General features: G+C 65.4%; 15 protein-coding genes. 8 read left to right on the top strand and 7 right to left on the bottom strand.

Features of this window, described 5'->3' with window-relative positions:
• Both ACP7BY_RS14315 and ACP7BY_RS14310 read right to left on the bottom strand, forming a co-directional pair.
• The gene (locus ACP7BY_RS14315; RefSeq protein ID WP_033963579.1) at positions 1-414 is read right to left on the bottom strand and encodes a hypothetical protein; all 414 of its coding nucleotides are present in this window, start codon (positions 412-414) and stop codon (positions 1-3) included.
• A gap of 56 nt (positions 415-470) precedes the next feature.
• Positions 471-701, bottom strand: a complete 231-nt coding sequence (locus tag ACP7BY_RS14310) for a hypothetical protein (protein ID WP_033963578.1) — start codon at positions 699-701, stop codon at positions 471-473.
• Positions 702-795: 94 nt separating this feature from the next.
• On the opposite strand from ACP7BY_RS14310, the gene ACP7BY_RS14305 reads away from it, so the two are divergent.
• Positions 796-2,619 (top strand): ABCB family ABC transporter ATP-binding protein/permease, encoded by a 1,824-nt coding sequence (locus ACP7BY_RS14305; protein WP_033963577.1) that lies wholly within the window; start codon positions 796-798, stop codon positions 2,617-2,619.
• A 61-nt stretch (positions 2,620-2,680) separates the two neighbouring features.
• Here the strand turns inward: ACP7BY_RS14305 and ACP7BY_RS14300 are convergent, their stop codons facing one another.
• Together ACP7BY_RS14300 and ACP7BY_RS14295 are read right to left on the bottom strand one after the other, a co-directional pair.
• On the bottom strand, positions 2,681-2,953 hold the full coding sequence (locus ACP7BY_RS14300) for a GNAT family N-acetyltransferase (RefSeq protein ID WP_033963576.1): 273 nt from the start codon (positions 2,951-2,953) through the stop codon (positions 2,681-2,683).
• Positions 2,946-3,959 carry a sterol desaturase family protein gene (locus tag ACP7BY_RS14295; RefSeq protein ID WP_052192070.1) on the bottom strand — a complete coding sequence of 338 codons (1,014 nt, stop codon included), beginning with the start codon at positions 3,957-3,959 and terminating at the stop codon, positions 2,946-2,948. Before ACP7BY_RS14295 ends, ACP7BY_RS14300 begins: the two co-directional genes overlap by 8 nt.
• Positions 3,960-4,090: 131 nt before the next feature.
• Here ACP7BY_RS14295 and recQ point away from each other — a divergent pair, with 131 nt between their 5' ends.
• From recQ to ACP7BY_RS14265, 6 genes are all read left to right on the top strand, one after another.
• Positions 4,091-5,860, top strand: coding sequence for a DNA helicase RecQ (recQ, locus tag ACP7BY_RS14290; RefSeq protein ID WP_137902474.1), 1,770 nt, complete (start codon positions 4,091-4,093; stop codon positions 5,858-5,860).
• Positions 5,861-6,022: 162 nt separating this feature from the next.
• Positions 6,023-6,457, top strand: a complete 435-nt coding sequence (locus tag ACP7BY_RS14285; protein ID WP_137902473.1) for a TIGR01244 family sulfur transferase — start codon at positions 6,023-6,025, stop codon at positions 6,455-6,457.
• A complete protein-coding gene (locus tag ACP7BY_RS14280) occupies positions 6,454-6,867 on the top strand; it encodes a hypothetical protein (protein ID WP_033965882.1) in 414 nt (137 codons plus the stop codon). Before ACP7BY_RS14285 ends, ACP7BY_RS14280 begins: the two co-directional genes overlap by 4 nt.
• A gap of 33 nt (positions 6,868-6,900) precedes the next feature.
• Positions 6,901-7,818, top strand: coding sequence for a sterol desaturase family protein (locus tag ACP7BY_RS14275; protein ID WP_033965880.1), 918 nt, complete (start codon positions 6,901-6,903; stop codon positions 7,816-7,818).
• 24 nt (positions 7,819-7,842) lie between these two features.
• Positions 7,843-9,429, top strand: a complete 1,587-nt coding sequence (locus tag ACP7BY_RS14270; RefSeq protein ID WP_126845887.1) for a GMC family oxidoreductase — start codon at positions 7,843-7,845, stop codon at positions 9,427-9,429.
• Between the two features lie 17 nt (positions 9,430-9,446).
• On the top strand, positions 9,447-9,635 hold the full coding sequence (locus tag ACP7BY_RS14265; RefSeq protein ID WP_033965878.1) for a hypothetical protein: 189 nt from the start codon (positions 9,447-9,449) through the stop codon (positions 9,633-9,635).
• Here ACP7BY_RS14265 and ACP7BY_RS14260 read toward each other — a convergent pair.
• From ACP7BY_RS14260 to pabB, 3 genes are all read right to left on the bottom strand, one after another.
• Entirely contained in the window at positions 9,625-9,768 is a 144-nt protein-coding gene (locus ACP7BY_RS14260) for a hypothetical protein (RefSeq protein ID WP_171010460.1), read from the bottom strand. The genes ACP7BY_RS14265 and ACP7BY_RS14260 overlap by 11 nt on opposite strands.
• 120 nt (positions 9,769-9,888) lie before the next feature.
• Entirely contained in the window at positions 9,889-11,088 is a 1,200-nt protein-coding gene (locus tag ACP7BY_RS14255) for a pyridoxal phosphate-dependent aminotransferase (RefSeq protein ID WP_033965875.1), read from the bottom strand.
• A gap of 51 nt (positions 11,089-11,139) precedes the next feature.
• Entirely contained in the window at positions 11,140-12,942 is a 1,803-nt protein-coding gene (pabB, locus tag ACP7BY_RS14250) for an aminodeoxychorismate synthase component I (RefSeq protein ID WP_137902541.1), read from the bottom strand.
• A gap of 96 nt (positions 12,943-13,038) precedes the next feature.
• Between pabB and ACP7BY_RS14245 the strand changes: the two genes are divergently transcribed.
• Positions 13,039-13,710 carry an MBL fold metallo-hydrolase gene (locus ACP7BY_RS14245; RefSeq protein ID WP_033965874.1) on the top strand — a complete coding sequence of 224 codons (672 nt, stop codon included), beginning with the start codon at positions 13,039-13,041 and terminating at the stop codon, positions 13,708-13,710.

Genomic DNA, 13,710 nt, shown 5'->3' with positions numbered 1-13,710 from the left:
TCAGCCGAGCAAGGGCTCGCCGGGATAAGGTTTGTGGTGCAGCTTTTGCGCTAGCCAGCCGCCGAGCAACGGCATAACCACCGCGCAGATTTGCATCCATAGCGGATGCGGCAGCATTGCCTGATTGACCAGGCCTGCCACCAGAAACACCAAAGTCACCACCCAGCCGACCCAATGGCCATCGGCAATGCGCAAGGCGAGCCAGGCACCGCCGAGCGGCGAGGCGAGCCAGCCGACGACCATCAGTACTTTTGCGGGCAGGGGAATGCTGGCAATCAGCGCGGCCAGCGTCGCTGTGTCGGCGGCATTGATGTCGCCCGATACGGGGTACAGCGCGCTGCCGATAAAATCGAACAGAGCCACGAGCGCGAACGCGACCAGACACCCCGCGGCGACGGCAAAGAGTTTACGCATTCACATCAGCCCCGCTTTGGAAGCGCGAGCTTACCACGCGCCGCGCGCGCTGGGAATCATCCGCGCGGCGAGTGCGGCACGACCTGTGCCATGCGTTCGCCGGTCGCACGGCACGATGCGGCCACGACGGGGTAATCAATATCGCTGTTGCGCGCCAGGGCGGCGGGCATCGCCATCTGGCAGGCGCGGATCGATTGGTAATGCGCGGGCTCGACGCGGGCCTGCTGGCAGGCGGTGCTGCCGTCGCCGCAACCCATGATCGCCATGACGTAGAACAGCGGTTCCATGATCGTCTCCGTTCGCCTGTAAAACCGACGAGACGCCTTGCTTGTTCCATGAAGCGCTTGGGATACCGCTTGACTGCGCTTACATGAGGGAAAGATGCCCCCCGATACCGCCACCTCCTCGACCGCGTCCGAGCGGCCCATGCTGCCGACGCTCAAGCGTTTCCTGCCCTATCTGTGGCCGGCGGACGCGCCGATGCTGCGGCTGCGGATCGTGGGGGCGATGCTGCTGGTCGCGGTGTCCAAGGTCACCCAGGTCTATGTCAGCGCTTACACGCTGAAATGGGCGGTCGACCGGATGGCGCAGGGCGATCGCTCCGCAATGTGGATCGTGATCGCGTTGGTGCTGGGCTATGCCGGTGCGCGCTTCGCGACGACGCTGTTCGACAATCTGCGCAATGCGGTGTTCGAGCGCGTCGGGCAGGATGCGACGCGGCGCCTCGCAGCGAGCGTATTCCGCCACCTCCACCAGCTCAGCCTGCGCTTCCATCTGGAACGGCGCACGGGGGCGGTGACCAAGGTGGTCGAGCGCGGTACCAAGAGCATCGATACGATGCTGTATTTCATGCTGTTCAACATCGCGCCGACGGTGCTGGAGCTGCTGCTGGTGCTCAACATCTTCCGCTCGAGCTTCGGCTGGGGGCTGGTCGCGGCGACGATGGTGATGGTGGTCGCTTATATCTGGTTCACGCGGATGGTGACCGACTGGCGCGCCGCCTTGCGCACGCGGATGAACGATCTCGACACCGGGGCGGTCAGCCATGCGGTCGATTCGCTGCTCAATTTCGAGACGGTCAAATATTTCGGGGCGGAGGAGCGCGAGGGCAAGCGCTATGATGCGGCGATGGCGGCTTATGCCAATGCCGCGGTCATTTCCGAAAACTCACTGGCATGGCTCAACGTCGGGCAAGCGCTCATCACCAACCTGATGCTCGGCGGCGGGATGGCGTTCGTTGCCTGGGGCTGGGGCGGCGGCAGATTCTCGGCGGGCGACGTGGTGTTCGTCTCGACGCTGCTGTCGCAACTGTTCCGTCCGCTCGATCTGCTCGGTATGGTCTATCGCACGATCCGTCAGGGCGTGATCGATATGGGCGCGATGTTCGACTTGATCGATACGCAGTCGGAGGTGGTCGACGCACCCGACGCCACGCCGCTGCTGGTGGCGCGCGGCCACGTCCGTTTCGAGGATGTGCGCTTCGGTTATGATGCGGGGATGCCGATCCTGAAGGGCATCGATCTGGATATTCCGGCGGGCAAGACGCTGGCGGTGGTCGGGCCATCGGGCGCGGGCAAATCGACGCTCGCGCGGCTGATGTTCCGGTTCTACGATCTGACCGGCGGGCGCATCACGATCGACGGGCAGGATATCGCGCAGGTGACGCAAGCGAGCCTGCGCGCGGCGATTGGCATCGTGCCGCAGGATACCGTGCTGTTCAACGACACGATCGGCTACAACATCGCGTATGGCCGCGAAGGGGCCGGGCAAGACGAGATCGAGGCTGCGGCGCGGGGCGCGGCGATTGCGGGGTTCATCGAGCGCCAGCCCGAGGGCTATGCGACGCGTGTCGGCGAGCGCGGGCTGAAGCTGTCGGGCGGTGAAAAGCAGCGCGTGGCGATCGCGCGGACCCTGCTCAAGAATCCGCCAGTGCTGATCCTGGACGAAGCGACCAGCGCGCTCGACAGCCGTACCGAGGGCGAGATTCTCGATACGCTGCAGGCGATCGAACGCGGCCGCACCACGATCGTGATCGCGCACCGCCTGTCGACCGTGGTCCATGCCGACGAGATCGTCGTGCTGGAAGCCGGGCGCGTGGTCGAACGCGGCAGCCATGCCGTGCTGCTGCGCAAGAACGGGCTGTATGCGGAAATGTGGAACCGCCAGGCGCAGGAGCGGGCGGAGGAGTCGGTGGCGGCGGAGTAGCGCGATCGGGCGGTGGACAGTCCCGAATTCCCGTTCGAAACGAACGGGGTGGGCAATGCTGTTACGCCAGCAATTCCCGATACTCCGGATGCTTCTCGATATAGGCCGCGACGAACGGGCATTGCGGGATGACCTTCAACCCCCGGTCGCGCGCCGAGTCGAGTGCGGCGCGGATCAGTTTCGAGCCGACGCCGCGGCCCTCCAGCGCCTTGGGCACGATAGTGTGGGTGAACACGATCGTGCCGCCTTCCATCTGATAGGCCGCGACCGCGCGCTTGCCGCCGACGGTCAGTTCGAATTCGGCCTCGGCCTTGTTGTCGATCACGTTATCCATGCCCGGCGTTTGCCCGCGATGGATCGGGTTGCGCAAGAGGGTTGGGAGTATGAGGCCGCAGCGCCCACGCCTTGCCGAACGGCGCGAACACGGCATTTCGCCAGCCATGCGGCCGCATCCCGCCACCTTCCACGCCCAACCGCAACGGCTCGCGGCGTGCGCCCGGCACGTATAAGGTGCCGAACAGCCGGTCGAACAGCGCGAGCGTATTGCCAAAATTGCGGTTGTGATGCTGCACGTCCATCGAATGGTGGATCTGGTGATGCGCCGGGCTCAGCAGCCACCGGCCCCAGCGCGGGCCGAACGTCACCCACAGATGCGAATGCTGCAGATGGGTGAGCGTGATGGCACCGATCATCGTCAAGGCGTTCACCCCGCCGATCGTCACACCGTGCGGTTCCCCCAGCAGCGGACCGGCCAGGCCTTGCGTCACCCCGATCAGGATGGCGGTGATATTGGCGAAGACGATCGTGTCGACCGGATGGACGCGGAAGGTCGTCAACAGCGACAGGCTTTCGGCGGAGTGATGGACCGCATGGAACTGCCACAGCAGCGGGACTGCGTGGCTCAGATAATGATCGAGCCAGTACGAAAATTCATAAGCGAGATAGAGCAGCACCGTCAGCACCGCACTCGCCACGAGCGGCGGCAGGCCGAGCGGCGCAATCGGGCCGGTTGCCAGACGAATCAGCGCCGTAATCTGCACGCTCGACAGCACTGCCCAGCCGAACAGCAGCCCATAGCCGAACAGGCTGAATGCGAACCACCACAGATCGGCGCGGCCCGAGGCGCTGGAGAAGATCCGGCGGGGGAATAGCGCGCGCCGCCACACCGCCAGCCGGGGCATCGCCCGCCGCCCGCGCGGCACCGCAAGAAACGCGGCGATCAGCACCGTCACCACCAGCCCGAAAATCGACAGCGTCGACCCCGTGCCGAAGAAGGTTCCGCCGAGTTGATTGGCCCAATAGCCGGCAAGCCAGCCGATACCGTCCGAAACCATCGTCATTGTCGCGTGCACGGCACCCCCAGCCGGTCCGGGTTTCGGGATGGGGTGACTTTAGGACCGGATTGTGAGCGCCCGGTTAATTGCGTGGGTGTGCCCCTTACGCTTCGGGGCGGGGCACGCTAGATCGGGGCATGACGCTCGACCCCCTCCCCATATTGCAATCGACCTTCGGCTTTCCCGCCTTTCGCGGGGTACAGGGATCGGTGGTGGAGCGCGTGCTGGCGGGGCAGAACACGCTGGCGGTGATGCCGACGGGGGCGGGCAAGTCGCTTTGCTATCAATTGCCTGCGCTGGCGCTGCCCGGCACCTGTGTCGTGGTGTCGCCGCTGATCGCGCTGATGCACGATCAGTTGCGTGCGGCGACCGCGATCGGGATCAGCGCGGCGACGCTGACCTCGGTCGATACCGACCAGATGGAGACGATCGCGCGCTTCCGGCGCGGCGAGCTCGATCTGCTCTATGTCGCGCCCGAACGCGCATCGAGTGGCAGCTTTCGCGATTTGCTGGGGCAGGCGCCGCTCGCTTTGTTCGCGATCGACGAGGCGCATTGCGTGTCCGAATGGGGGCATGACTTCCGCCCCGATTACCGGCTGCTGCGCCCGCTGCTCGATGCCTTTCCCGAGGTGCCGCGCCTGGCGCTGACAGCGACCGCCGACGCGCATACCCGTGCCGATATTCTCGACCAGCTCGGTATTCCGCATGACGGGATGATCGTCGCCGGGTTCGACCGGCCCAATATCCAGTACCGCATCAGCCCCAAGGACAATGCCACCCGCCAGATCGCCGATCTGATCGCGGAAACGCCGGGGGCGGGCATCGTCTATGTCCAGAGCCGCGCGGGGACGGAGAAAATGGCGGAGGCGTTGGCCAAGACCGGACGGCCGACGCGCGCCTATCATGCCGGGCTCGATCCGCATGTGCGTGCCAAGAATCAGGCCGATTTCGTCGCCAGCGAGGACATGGTGATGTGCGCGACGGTCGCCTTTGGCATGGGCATCGACAAGCCCGATGTGCGCTTCGTCGCGCATGCCGGGCTGCCCAAGTCGATCGAGGCCTATTATCAGGAAACGGGGCGCGCGGGCCGCGATGGCGATCCGGCGGTGGCGCATCTGTTCTGGGGTGCCGAGGATTTCGCGCGGGCGCGGCAACGCATCGGCGAGGTCGAACCCGCGCGGCAGCCGGGCGAGCGGCAACGGCTGGCGGCGCTGGGCGCGCTGGCCGAGACGGCGGGGTGCCGGCGCAAGATCCTGCTGAAGCATTTCGGCGATGACAGCCCCGAAACATGTGGGAATTGCGACAATTGCCTCAACCCTCCGGCGGCGGTCGACGCGACGGAGGTGGCGAGGAAATTCCTCTCCGCGGTGTTTCGCACAGGCCAGAGCTTTGGCGCGGGCTATATCGAACAAGTCCTGATGGGCCAGTCGAGCGAGCGCAGCCTGATGAACGGGCATGAGTCGCTCGGCGTGTTCGGCATCGCCTCGTCGCCGGAGGAAGCGGCGCTGATCAAGCCGGTGGGACGCGCGTTGTTGCTGCGCGATGCGTTGCGCGCGAACGACTTTGGCGGGCTGGAGTTTGGGCCGGGCGCGCGCGGTATCCTGAAGGAAGGCGAGCGCGTCGATCTGATTCTGCCGCCTAAGCGTACGCGGCGCACGCGCGGCGGCACCGGCGCGCAACTGAATCCGAGCGGCGATCCGCTGTTCGAGGCGCTGCGCACCAAGCGCCGCGAACTTGCGCTGGAGGCAAGCGTGCCGCCGTATGTGATCTTCCACGATTCGGTGCTGCGCGAAATGGCGACGCTGCGCCCCGCGACACTGGCGGCGATGGGGCGAATCACGGGCGTCGGCACGCGCAAGCTGGAGGCCTATGGCGAGGCGTTTCTGGCGGTGGTGCGGCGGTTTTAGGCGAGAAGAAGGGGTTCTCGCGCGAAGCCGCGAAGACGCAAAGAGAAGAAAGGGGGATGGCTGTGCGACCAATCGCTTCGCGCCTTTGCGTTTAGCTTTTCTTCTCCGCGCATCCACAATCTGTCGCTTTCGCAACGCCACCGTGCTGGTTAGATTAACCGCATGACCACACTCCGCACCATCGACGCCACCATCTCCGTCGCGCCGCAGATTGCCCTGGACGATCTGGCGGAGCTCGCTGCGGCCGGCTTTACCGTCATCGTCAACAACCGCCCCGACGGCGAGGATTTCGGCCAGCCGACCGGCGAGGAAATCGCCGCCGCCGCAGCGGCTGCCGGGCTTGGCTATACCGCCATTCCCGTCACCCATGCCGGTTTCTCGCACCCGCAAATCGACGCGATGGCAGCGGTGCTGGGCGAGGCCAAAGGGCCGGTGCTGGCCTATTGCCGCTCGGGCACACGGTCGTGCAATCTGTGGGCGCTGGCGGCGGTGAAGGCGGGCGCGCACCCCGACGCCGCAATGGCGAAGGCTGCGGCGGCGGGGTATGACCTGACCGGCCTGCGGCCGCTGCTCGATGCGCTGTCCACGGCGGCATGAACTGGACGCAACTCGGCTATAGTCTTGCAGGCGTGATCGCGCTCGCGCTGATCGCGCGCTGGTTGCGGCTGGGCGAGAGCCGGATTGCGAGTGTGGCGCAAGCGCGCGAAACCGCCGAGCAGATGCTGGCGGGGTTCATCGCGCATGACGCCGTGATCGGTACCGATGGTGGCGCGGCGCTGGTCGCGGGCAATGGTGCCGTTGCCCTACTCAAACGCCACGGTGCGAGGATCGCCGCGCGTCGCCTGATCGCGCCGCTTCAGCTCAGCCAGGGAATCGAGGGCGTGCGGATAGAAACGGGCGAGCGGCTGTTCGGCAGCGTGCTGTTGTTCGGCGTAACCGATATCGAAGTGCGCGCGATCGAGGCATCGGCCGACCGACCGCGCGATGTCGTGGTCACGCTGCATTGACAAAGAGGCACTGACAAGGGTGTAAGTAGCGTCATGGAGCTGCCCGATCCCGTCCAATATGCTGTGCCCGGCTTCATTGTGCTGGTGCTGGCCGAGATGGTGGTCGCCCGGATGCGCGACCGCACCCGTTACGAACCGCGCGATACGTTGACCTCGCTCTTGCTGGGGCTGGGCAGCACCGTCGCGGGGGCGCTGTCGGTCGGCCTGGTTTATGCGATGGCGCTGTGGGTGTGGCAGTTCCGGCTGTTCGACATCGGCTACCAATGGTATTGGTTCGTGCTCGCCTTCGTCCTCGACGATCTGGCCTATTATGTCTTCCATCGCTCGGCACACCGCGTCCGCTGGTTCTGGGCGAGCCATGTCATCCACCATTCGAGCCAGCATTATAATCTGTCGACCGCGCTCAGGCAGACCTGGACGGGCTTCATCTCGATCGGGTTCATCTTCCGCCTGCCGCTGTTCCTGATCGGTTTTCCGCCAGCAATGGTGTTCTTCGTTGCGGGGCTGAATCTGATCTACCAATTCTGGATCCACACCGAAGTGATCGACCGGATGCCACGCTGGTTCGAGGCGGTGATGAACACGCCGTCGCACCACCGTGCGCATCACGCGACCAACCCGCGCTATCTCGACACCAATTATGCCGGGGTGTTCATCGTGTGGGACCGGATGTTCGGCACGTTCGAGCCCGAGCGCGCCGATGACCGGCCCCAATACGGCATCGTCAAGAATCTCGGCAGCTTCAACCTGTTATGGGCGGCGTTCCACGAATGGATCGGCATCGCGCAGGATGTGTGGCGCGCGCCCGGGCTTCGTGCCAAGCTCGGCTATCTGGTGATGCCGCCGGGGTGGAGCCATGATGGCAGCCGCGACACGTCGGAGACGATCAAGGCGCGGTGGCGCGCGCGCGTGAGCGGCACCACAGAGCAAGACACAGACAGGGTGCAGTAAAGCGCCAGGGTGGGGAGAGGTCGAATGGAAGAAGCCGACATCGTCGTCGTCGGGGGCGGATCTGGCGGAGCGGCGGCGGCCGGGCGGCTGAGCGAAGGCGGGAAATTCTCGGTCGCCTTGCTGGAGGCGGGCGGGCGCAACACCGGTTTGCGCACGCGCATTCCGGCTTTCCTCGCTTTCCAGACCGACAAGACCAACTGGAATTACGAGACGGTGCCGCAAGCCGGGTTGAACGGCCGACGCGGGCATCAGCCGCGCGGCAAGGGGCTGGGCGGATCGAGCGCGATCAATGCGATGATCTATATTCGCGGCAATCGCTGGGACTATGACAATTGGGCGGCGATGGGCTGTCCCGGCTGGTCGTATGACGAGGTGCTGCCCTGGTTCAAACGCAGCGAACACAATGTGCGGCGTGGCGATGCCTATCATGGCGGCGACGGGCCGTTATGGGTGAGCGACCAGAAATTCGCCAATCCCGGCAGCCTTGATTTCATCGAGGCAGGCGCGAGCCTGCAAATCCCGCGCAACATGGATTTCAATGGCGAACGGCAGGACGGGATCGGCCTGTATCAGGTGACGCAGAAGAATGGCGAGCGCTGGACCTCGGCGCGCGCCTATCTGGGGGATCGCCCGGCCAATCCCGATCTGCATATCCTGACCGGCGTTACCGCCGAACGTGTGCTGTTCGACGAAGGGCGGGTGTGGGGTGTCGCCTATTTGCAGGATGGCCAATCGAAGGTGATTCGCGCGCGGCGCGGCGTCATCCTGGCGGGCGGCGTGTTCGGCACAGCGCAATTGCTGATGCTGTCGGGGATCGGACCCGGCGTGCATTTACGCGAAAAGGGTATCGCGGTGCGGGTGGACCGGCCTGCGGTCGGGTCCAATTTGCAGGACCATATCGATTATGTCGCAGCGTTCGAGACACCGGGGACCGAGTTTGTCGGTTCATCGCTGAAGGGCACGCTGGCGATGGGCAGCGCGTTCTTCCAATGGCTGCGCAAGCGCCAGGGCATGATGACCACGCCTTTTGCCGAAGCCGGTGCCTTTCTGACCGTATCGCCCGATGCCCCCGCCCCCGACGTGCAGCTCCATTTCGTGATCGCAGCACTCGAGGATCATGGCCGCACCAAGGTGCCTGGGCATGGCTTTTCCTGCCACGTCTGCGTGCTCCGGCCCGAAAGCCACGGCACGGTGCGGCTGGCCTCGGTCGATGCGCGCGCAGCACCGTTGATCGACCCCGCCTTTTTCAGCGATTCCCGCGACATGGAGGTGATGAAGCGCGGCGTGCGCGCGATGTACCGCATTCTCGAGACCGCGCCGCTGAGCAACCACAAGGGGCGCGATCGCTACCCGATCGATCTGAGCGACGATGACGCGCTGGAGCGCCTGATCCGCGCGCGCGCCGACACGGTGTATCACCCGGTCGGGACGGCGCGCATGGGATCGGACGACGCGGCGGTGTGCGATCCGCGGTTGCGCGTGCGCGGCGTGGAAGGGCTGTACGTGGCCGATGCCTCGGTTATGCCCAAGCTCATCTCGGGCAACACCAACGCCCCATCGATCATGATCGGGGAGCGCTGTGCCGATTTTGTGACAGCGGATCTGGGATGATCGTCTAAGCGCTCCGGATGGAACGCAAAGAAACGAACTGGAACCGGATTGGGCTGGCGGCAGCGGTGGTGCTGGTGCCGGGGGGCTTTCTGCTCGGTGCCGCCCTGATGGCGCGGCGCTATCGGCAGAAGAGCGTGGGCAACTCGGCGGCCGCAGCGGAGGCCGACGAAGCGGACCCCGTCATCGAGCAGACGATTAGCGGGTAGCCGGTGCTTTCGCCTCGGTCGGGGTGGTGGCCCGCGCGCCTTCGGTCGGGTGCAGCGTTACAAGAGCGACCGCGCCCAAGGCGAAGCCACCCGCAAACTGCCACAAGAAACCCGACTTAAGAACGCTGCGCATTGTAAACCCTTTCGCGCTCGGCCCAATGCCGATCGCTGCGACGCAGCAAATCGACATTGTCCGATCGTTTCGCAAGAGGCTTTTCAGCAACCAATCGTTGCTAAAAGCTGAACCAATGGCTCAACGTACGTTTGCGCAGGCCGTCTGGATGCGTTCGCAGGCTTCGCGCAGCAGCGCGTCGGAAGTGGCATAGGAAATGCGCATCGCCGGGGACAGGCCGAATGCCGCACCCTGGACGGCGGCGACCTTGGCATCGTCGAGCAGATAGGCGACGAAGGCTTCGTCGCTGTCGATCAGCTTGCCCGACGGCGTCGATTTGCCGATCAGCGCCGAGAATTCGGGATAGACATAGAACGCCCCCTCCGGCTTCGGGCAAGTGATGCCTTCGGCCTCGTTCAGCATCGACACGACCAGATCGCGCCGCACCTGGAACGCGGCGGCACGGTCCTTGAGGAAGCTCTGGTCGCCATTGAGCGCCGCAACGGCAGCGGCCTGCGCGATCGAGCACGGGTTGCTGGTCGATTGCGACTGCAGCTTGGACATCGCCTTGATCAGCCACGACGCGCCCCCGGCATAGCCGATGCGCCAGCCGGTCATGGCATAGGCCTTGGAGCAGCCGTTGACGGTCAGCGTGCGCTCGTACAGCGACGGGCATACTTGCGCGATCGTGGTGAATTCGAAGCCGTCATAGAGGATATGCTCGTACATATCGTCGGCGAAGATCCACACATGCGGGTGGCGCTCGAGCACTTCGCCCAGCGCCTTCAACTCGGCAGCGCTATAGGCAGCACCGGTCGGGTTCGAGGGCGAATTGAGGATCACCCATTTGGTGCGCGGGGTGATCGCCGCCTCGAGCTGCTCGGGACGCAATTTGTAGCCCTGCTCCGGCCCAGCCGCGACGAACACCGGTGTGCCGCCCGCGAACAGCACGACATCGGGATAGCTCACCCAATAGGGCGCAGGCACGATCACTTCGTCCCCGACATCGACCGTGGCGACGATCGCGTTGAACAAGGTGTGCTTGCCGCCGACATTCACGCTGATCTGGTCGGGGGTGTAGGACAGTTCGTTGTCGCGCGCGAACTTTGCGACGATCGCGGCCTTCAGCTCCGGCGTGCCGTCGACATTGGTGTACTTGGTCTGGCCGTCGCGAATCGCCTTGATCGCGGCTTCCTTCACGAAATCGGGCGTGTCGAAATCGGGCTCGCCTGCGCCGAGACCAATCACGTCAACGCCTGCGCGCTTCAATTCCTGCACGCGCGTGGTGATCGCCAGCGTCGGCGAGGGCTTGATGCGGGCGAGCGCGGCGGATGGATGCATAAGAAAGAGCCTTGGGAAAAAGCCGTGGCGGCGGGGAACTCGCGCGAGCGCTTATCCCGCCAGCGGCGTTGCCGCAACCGTGCGTCGCGCACGAATCAGTCCGCGCAGGGCGTTACCGACGAAAAATTCATGCGCCAGATCGGCCTCGGTGAGTACACCCTCGATCGCCCGGCCTTGCGCCAGCAGGTCGGCGCGCAACACCCCTGGTAACAGTCCGTCCTCCAGTGGCGGCGTAACGAGGACATCCCCGCGCGGCACGAACAGCGAGGTGAAACTCCCCTCGGTCAGCCGCCCGTCGGGGCGCACGAACACCACTTCGTCGCTGCCCGCAGCCACACGCGCGCGGTCGTAAAAGGCGCGGTCGCTGGTTTTGTGGCGTAGGCGAAAATCGTCGGGGGTGACCGGCAGGGGAACCACCGCCACCGACAAGGGCTGATCCGAAGCCGCAGGCATTTCGGCGATTTCGATCGCGACCGCGCCGCTCGGTGCCAGCACCAGGCGGACCTTGCGCCGCGTCCGCAGGCGGAAGGTCGCCGCCTGCAGCTCATTGCGGGTGCCGTGCCGGTCGAACGCGAAGCCGAACGCCTGCGCACTCGCCGCAAGCCGCCGGAGGTGGCGATCCAGCCGCAAGACGCCGTGCTCGGGATCGAACGCCATCGTCTCGATCAGGTCGAACGCGCGCGCATCTCGAGTCAGGAAGTCGGTCTTGGCACGTGCTTCGTCCCATTCCTCGGCCGCGACCGAATCGGCGACGATGCCACCGCCCGCGCCAAAGCTGGCGTACTCCGCGCCATACGGCAGCGTCAGCGTGCGAATCGCGACGTTGAACATGGCATCGCCATCGGCATCCAACCGGCCGATCGCTCCGGTATAGAGTCCGCGTGCGCCCCCTTCGATCGCGGCGATTGCCTCCATTGCCGCGATTTTCGGAGCGCCGGTGATCGATCCGCACGGAAACAGCGCCGCCAGCACGTCGATCGCGTCGGTGTCGGGCGCGATCGACGCGGTGACGGTCGAGACCAATTGATGCACCGTCGGGTAGGTTTCCACCTCGAACAAATGCGGCACCGCGACCGATCCGGCGCGGGCAACGCGCGCCAGATCGTTGCGCATCAAGTCCACGATCATCAAATTTTCGGCGCGCTGCTTGGGGTCTTCGACCAGCGCTGCGGCAATCGCGCGGTCGGCATCGGCGCTATCGCCGCGCCGCGCCGTGCCCTTCATCGGCCGACACAGCAGCGTGTCGCCTTCCAGCGAAAAGAACAATTCGGGCGAAAGCGAGAGGATCCGTTCGGCCCCGGTGTCGATCAGCGCACCAAACCCGGCGCGCGCTGCATTGCGCAGGCGCGCGTACAGCGAAAGCGGATCGCCGAGGACACGGGCGTGTGCGCGATAGGTGAGATTGGCCTGGTACAGGTCCCCGGCGACGATGCGCGCCTGCACGGCGGCGAAATGCGCATCATAGGTCGCGCGGTCGATCGCCGGTTCGGGCGCACCGATCCACGCCCCCGCCGGATCGGGCAGCATGGCCGGCACCGCGTCGGGGGCGATCTCGGTATAACGTTCGAACAAGCCGAACCACAGCAAAGGAGTCCCGGTCTCGTCCGGCTCCGCTCCCGCGACCGACTCGAACGCCGTACCGGCTTCGTAGGACAGGAATCCGGCGGCCTGCAGCCCGCCAGCCCGCGCGGCGCGCAGCGCCTCCAGCGCCGGGCGGACTTCGGACACCGATCGCGCCGTGACGATTCGCACCGGATCGCAATAGAGCCGCGCCGCTGCACCGCCATCGCGCGCGTCGTCCAGCAGGACGAAGGGGCTCCGCAGGACAAGCGGGTTGGGCGATGGCGTGTGCATAATGTCGTGTAACAAATGCCCCGGCGACGCCCCTGTCGGCAACCCTTGGTTTTCGCGCGCTTGGTTTTCCGCCGCACTCACCGTATTTCAGGGCGCATGACCGCTCAGCCCCCCCAGCCGCCGCTTCGCGCCACGATCATCCCGGTGACGCCGCTGCAACAGAATTGCACGCTGTTATGGTGCACCGCGACGATGCGCGGGGCGTTCGTCGATCCGGGTGGCGACTTGCCCAAGCTGCTCGCCGCCGCCGCGCAGCACAAGGTGACGGTCGAGAAGATCATCCTTACCCACGGCCATATCGACCATTGCGGCGAGGCCAAGCCGCTCGCCGAACAGCTCGGCGTCGCGATCGAGGGGCCGCATGAGGAGGATCGTTTCCTCACCTCGACCCTGTCCGAAAGTGGTGCGCAATACGGCATCCCCGGCGTCAATTTCGAGCCGGACCGCTGGCTGGTCGAGGGCGATACCGTCACCGTCGGCAATCTCGTGCTCGATGTTTATGAGACGCCTGGCCACACGCCTGGCCACGTCGTCTTCCACCACGCGCCCTCCAAACTGGCGCTGGTCGGTGACGTGCTGTTCGCAGGGTCAGTCGGCCGCACCGATTTCCCGCGCGGCAACCATCCGCAATTGCTCGAGTCGATCGTCACCAAGCTGTGGCCGCTCGGCGACGACACCACCTTCATTCCGGGGCACGGCCCGGCGAGCAGTTTCGCGCATGAGCGCCGCACCAACATGTTCGTCAGCGATGCGGCGCTCGCCGCCTGA

The organism is Sphingomonas sp. PSPC2-2, from assembly GCF_049897725.1.
Taxonomy (GTDB): Bacteria; Pseudomonadota; Alphaproteobacteria; order Sphingomonadales; family Sphingomonadaceae; genus Sphingomonas.
The sequence above is the reverse complement of the archived record's forward strand: the minus strand, read 5'-3'. Positions and strand labels throughout refer to the sequence as shown.

Excerpts from the sequence above, each read along its gene's own strand:
- ACP7BY_RS14300 (WP_033963576.1), bottom strand. The coding sequence starts at position 2,953 with ATGGATAACGTGATCGACAACAAGGCCGAGGCCGAATTCGAACTGACC.
- ACP7BY_RS14315 (WP_033963579.1), bottom strand. The coding sequence starts at position 414 with ATGCGTAAACTCTTTGCCGTCGCCGCGGGGTGTCTGGTCGCGTTCGCG.
- ACP7BY_RS14280 (WP_033965882.1), top strand. The coding sequence starts at position 6,454 with ATGAACTGGACGCAACTCGGCTATAGTCTTGCAGGCGTGATCGCGCTC.
- ACP7BY_RS14265 (WP_033965878.1), top strand. The coding sequence starts at position 9,447 with ATGGAACGCAAAGAAACGAACTGGAACCGGATTGGGCTGGCGGCAGCG.
- ACP7BY_RS14260 (WP_171010460.1), bottom strand. The coding sequence starts at position 9,768 with ATGCGCAGCGTTCTTAAGTCGGGTTTCTTGTGGCAGTTTGCGGGTGGC.
- pabB (WP_137902541.1), bottom strand. The coding sequence starts at position 12,942 with ATGCACACGCCATCGCCCAACCCGCTTGTCCTGCGGAGCCCCTTCGTC.
- ACP7BY_RS14310 (WP_033963578.1), bottom strand. The coding sequence starts at position 701 with ATGGAACCGCTGTTCTACGTCATGGCGATCATGGGTTGCGGCGACGGC.
- ACP7BY_RS14245 (WP_033965874.1), top strand. The coding sequence starts at position 13,039 with ATGACCGCTCAGCCCCCCCAGCCGCCGCTTCGCGCCACGATCATCCCG.
- ACP7BY_RS14270 (WP_126845887.1), top strand. The coding sequence starts at position 7,843 with ATGGAAGAAGCCGACATCGTCGTCGTCGGGGGCGGATCTGGCGGAGCG.
- ACP7BY_RS14285 (WP_137902473.1), top strand. The coding sequence starts at position 6,023 with ATGACCACACTCCGCACCATCGACGCCACCATCTCCGTCGCGCCGCAG.
- ACP7BY_RS14275 (WP_033965880.1), top strand. The coding sequence starts at position 6,901 with ATGGAGCTGCCCGATCCCGTCCAATATGCTGTGCCCGGCTTCATTGTG.
- recQ (WP_137902474.1), top strand. The coding sequence starts at position 4,091 with ATGACGCTCGACCCCCTCCCCATATTGCAATCGACCTTCGGCTTTCCC.
- ACP7BY_RS14255 (WP_033965875.1), bottom strand. The coding sequence starts at position 11,088 with ATGCATCCATCCGCCGCGCTCGCCCGCATCAAGCCCTCGCCGACGCTG.
- ACP7BY_RS14305 (WP_033963577.1), top strand. The coding sequence starts at position 796 with ATGCCCCCCGATACCGCCACCTCCTCGACCGCGTCCGAGCGGCCCATG.
- ACP7BY_RS14295 (WP_052192070.1), bottom strand. The coding sequence starts at position 3,959 with ATGACGATGGTTTCGGACGGTATCGGCTGGCTTGCCGGCTATTGGGCC.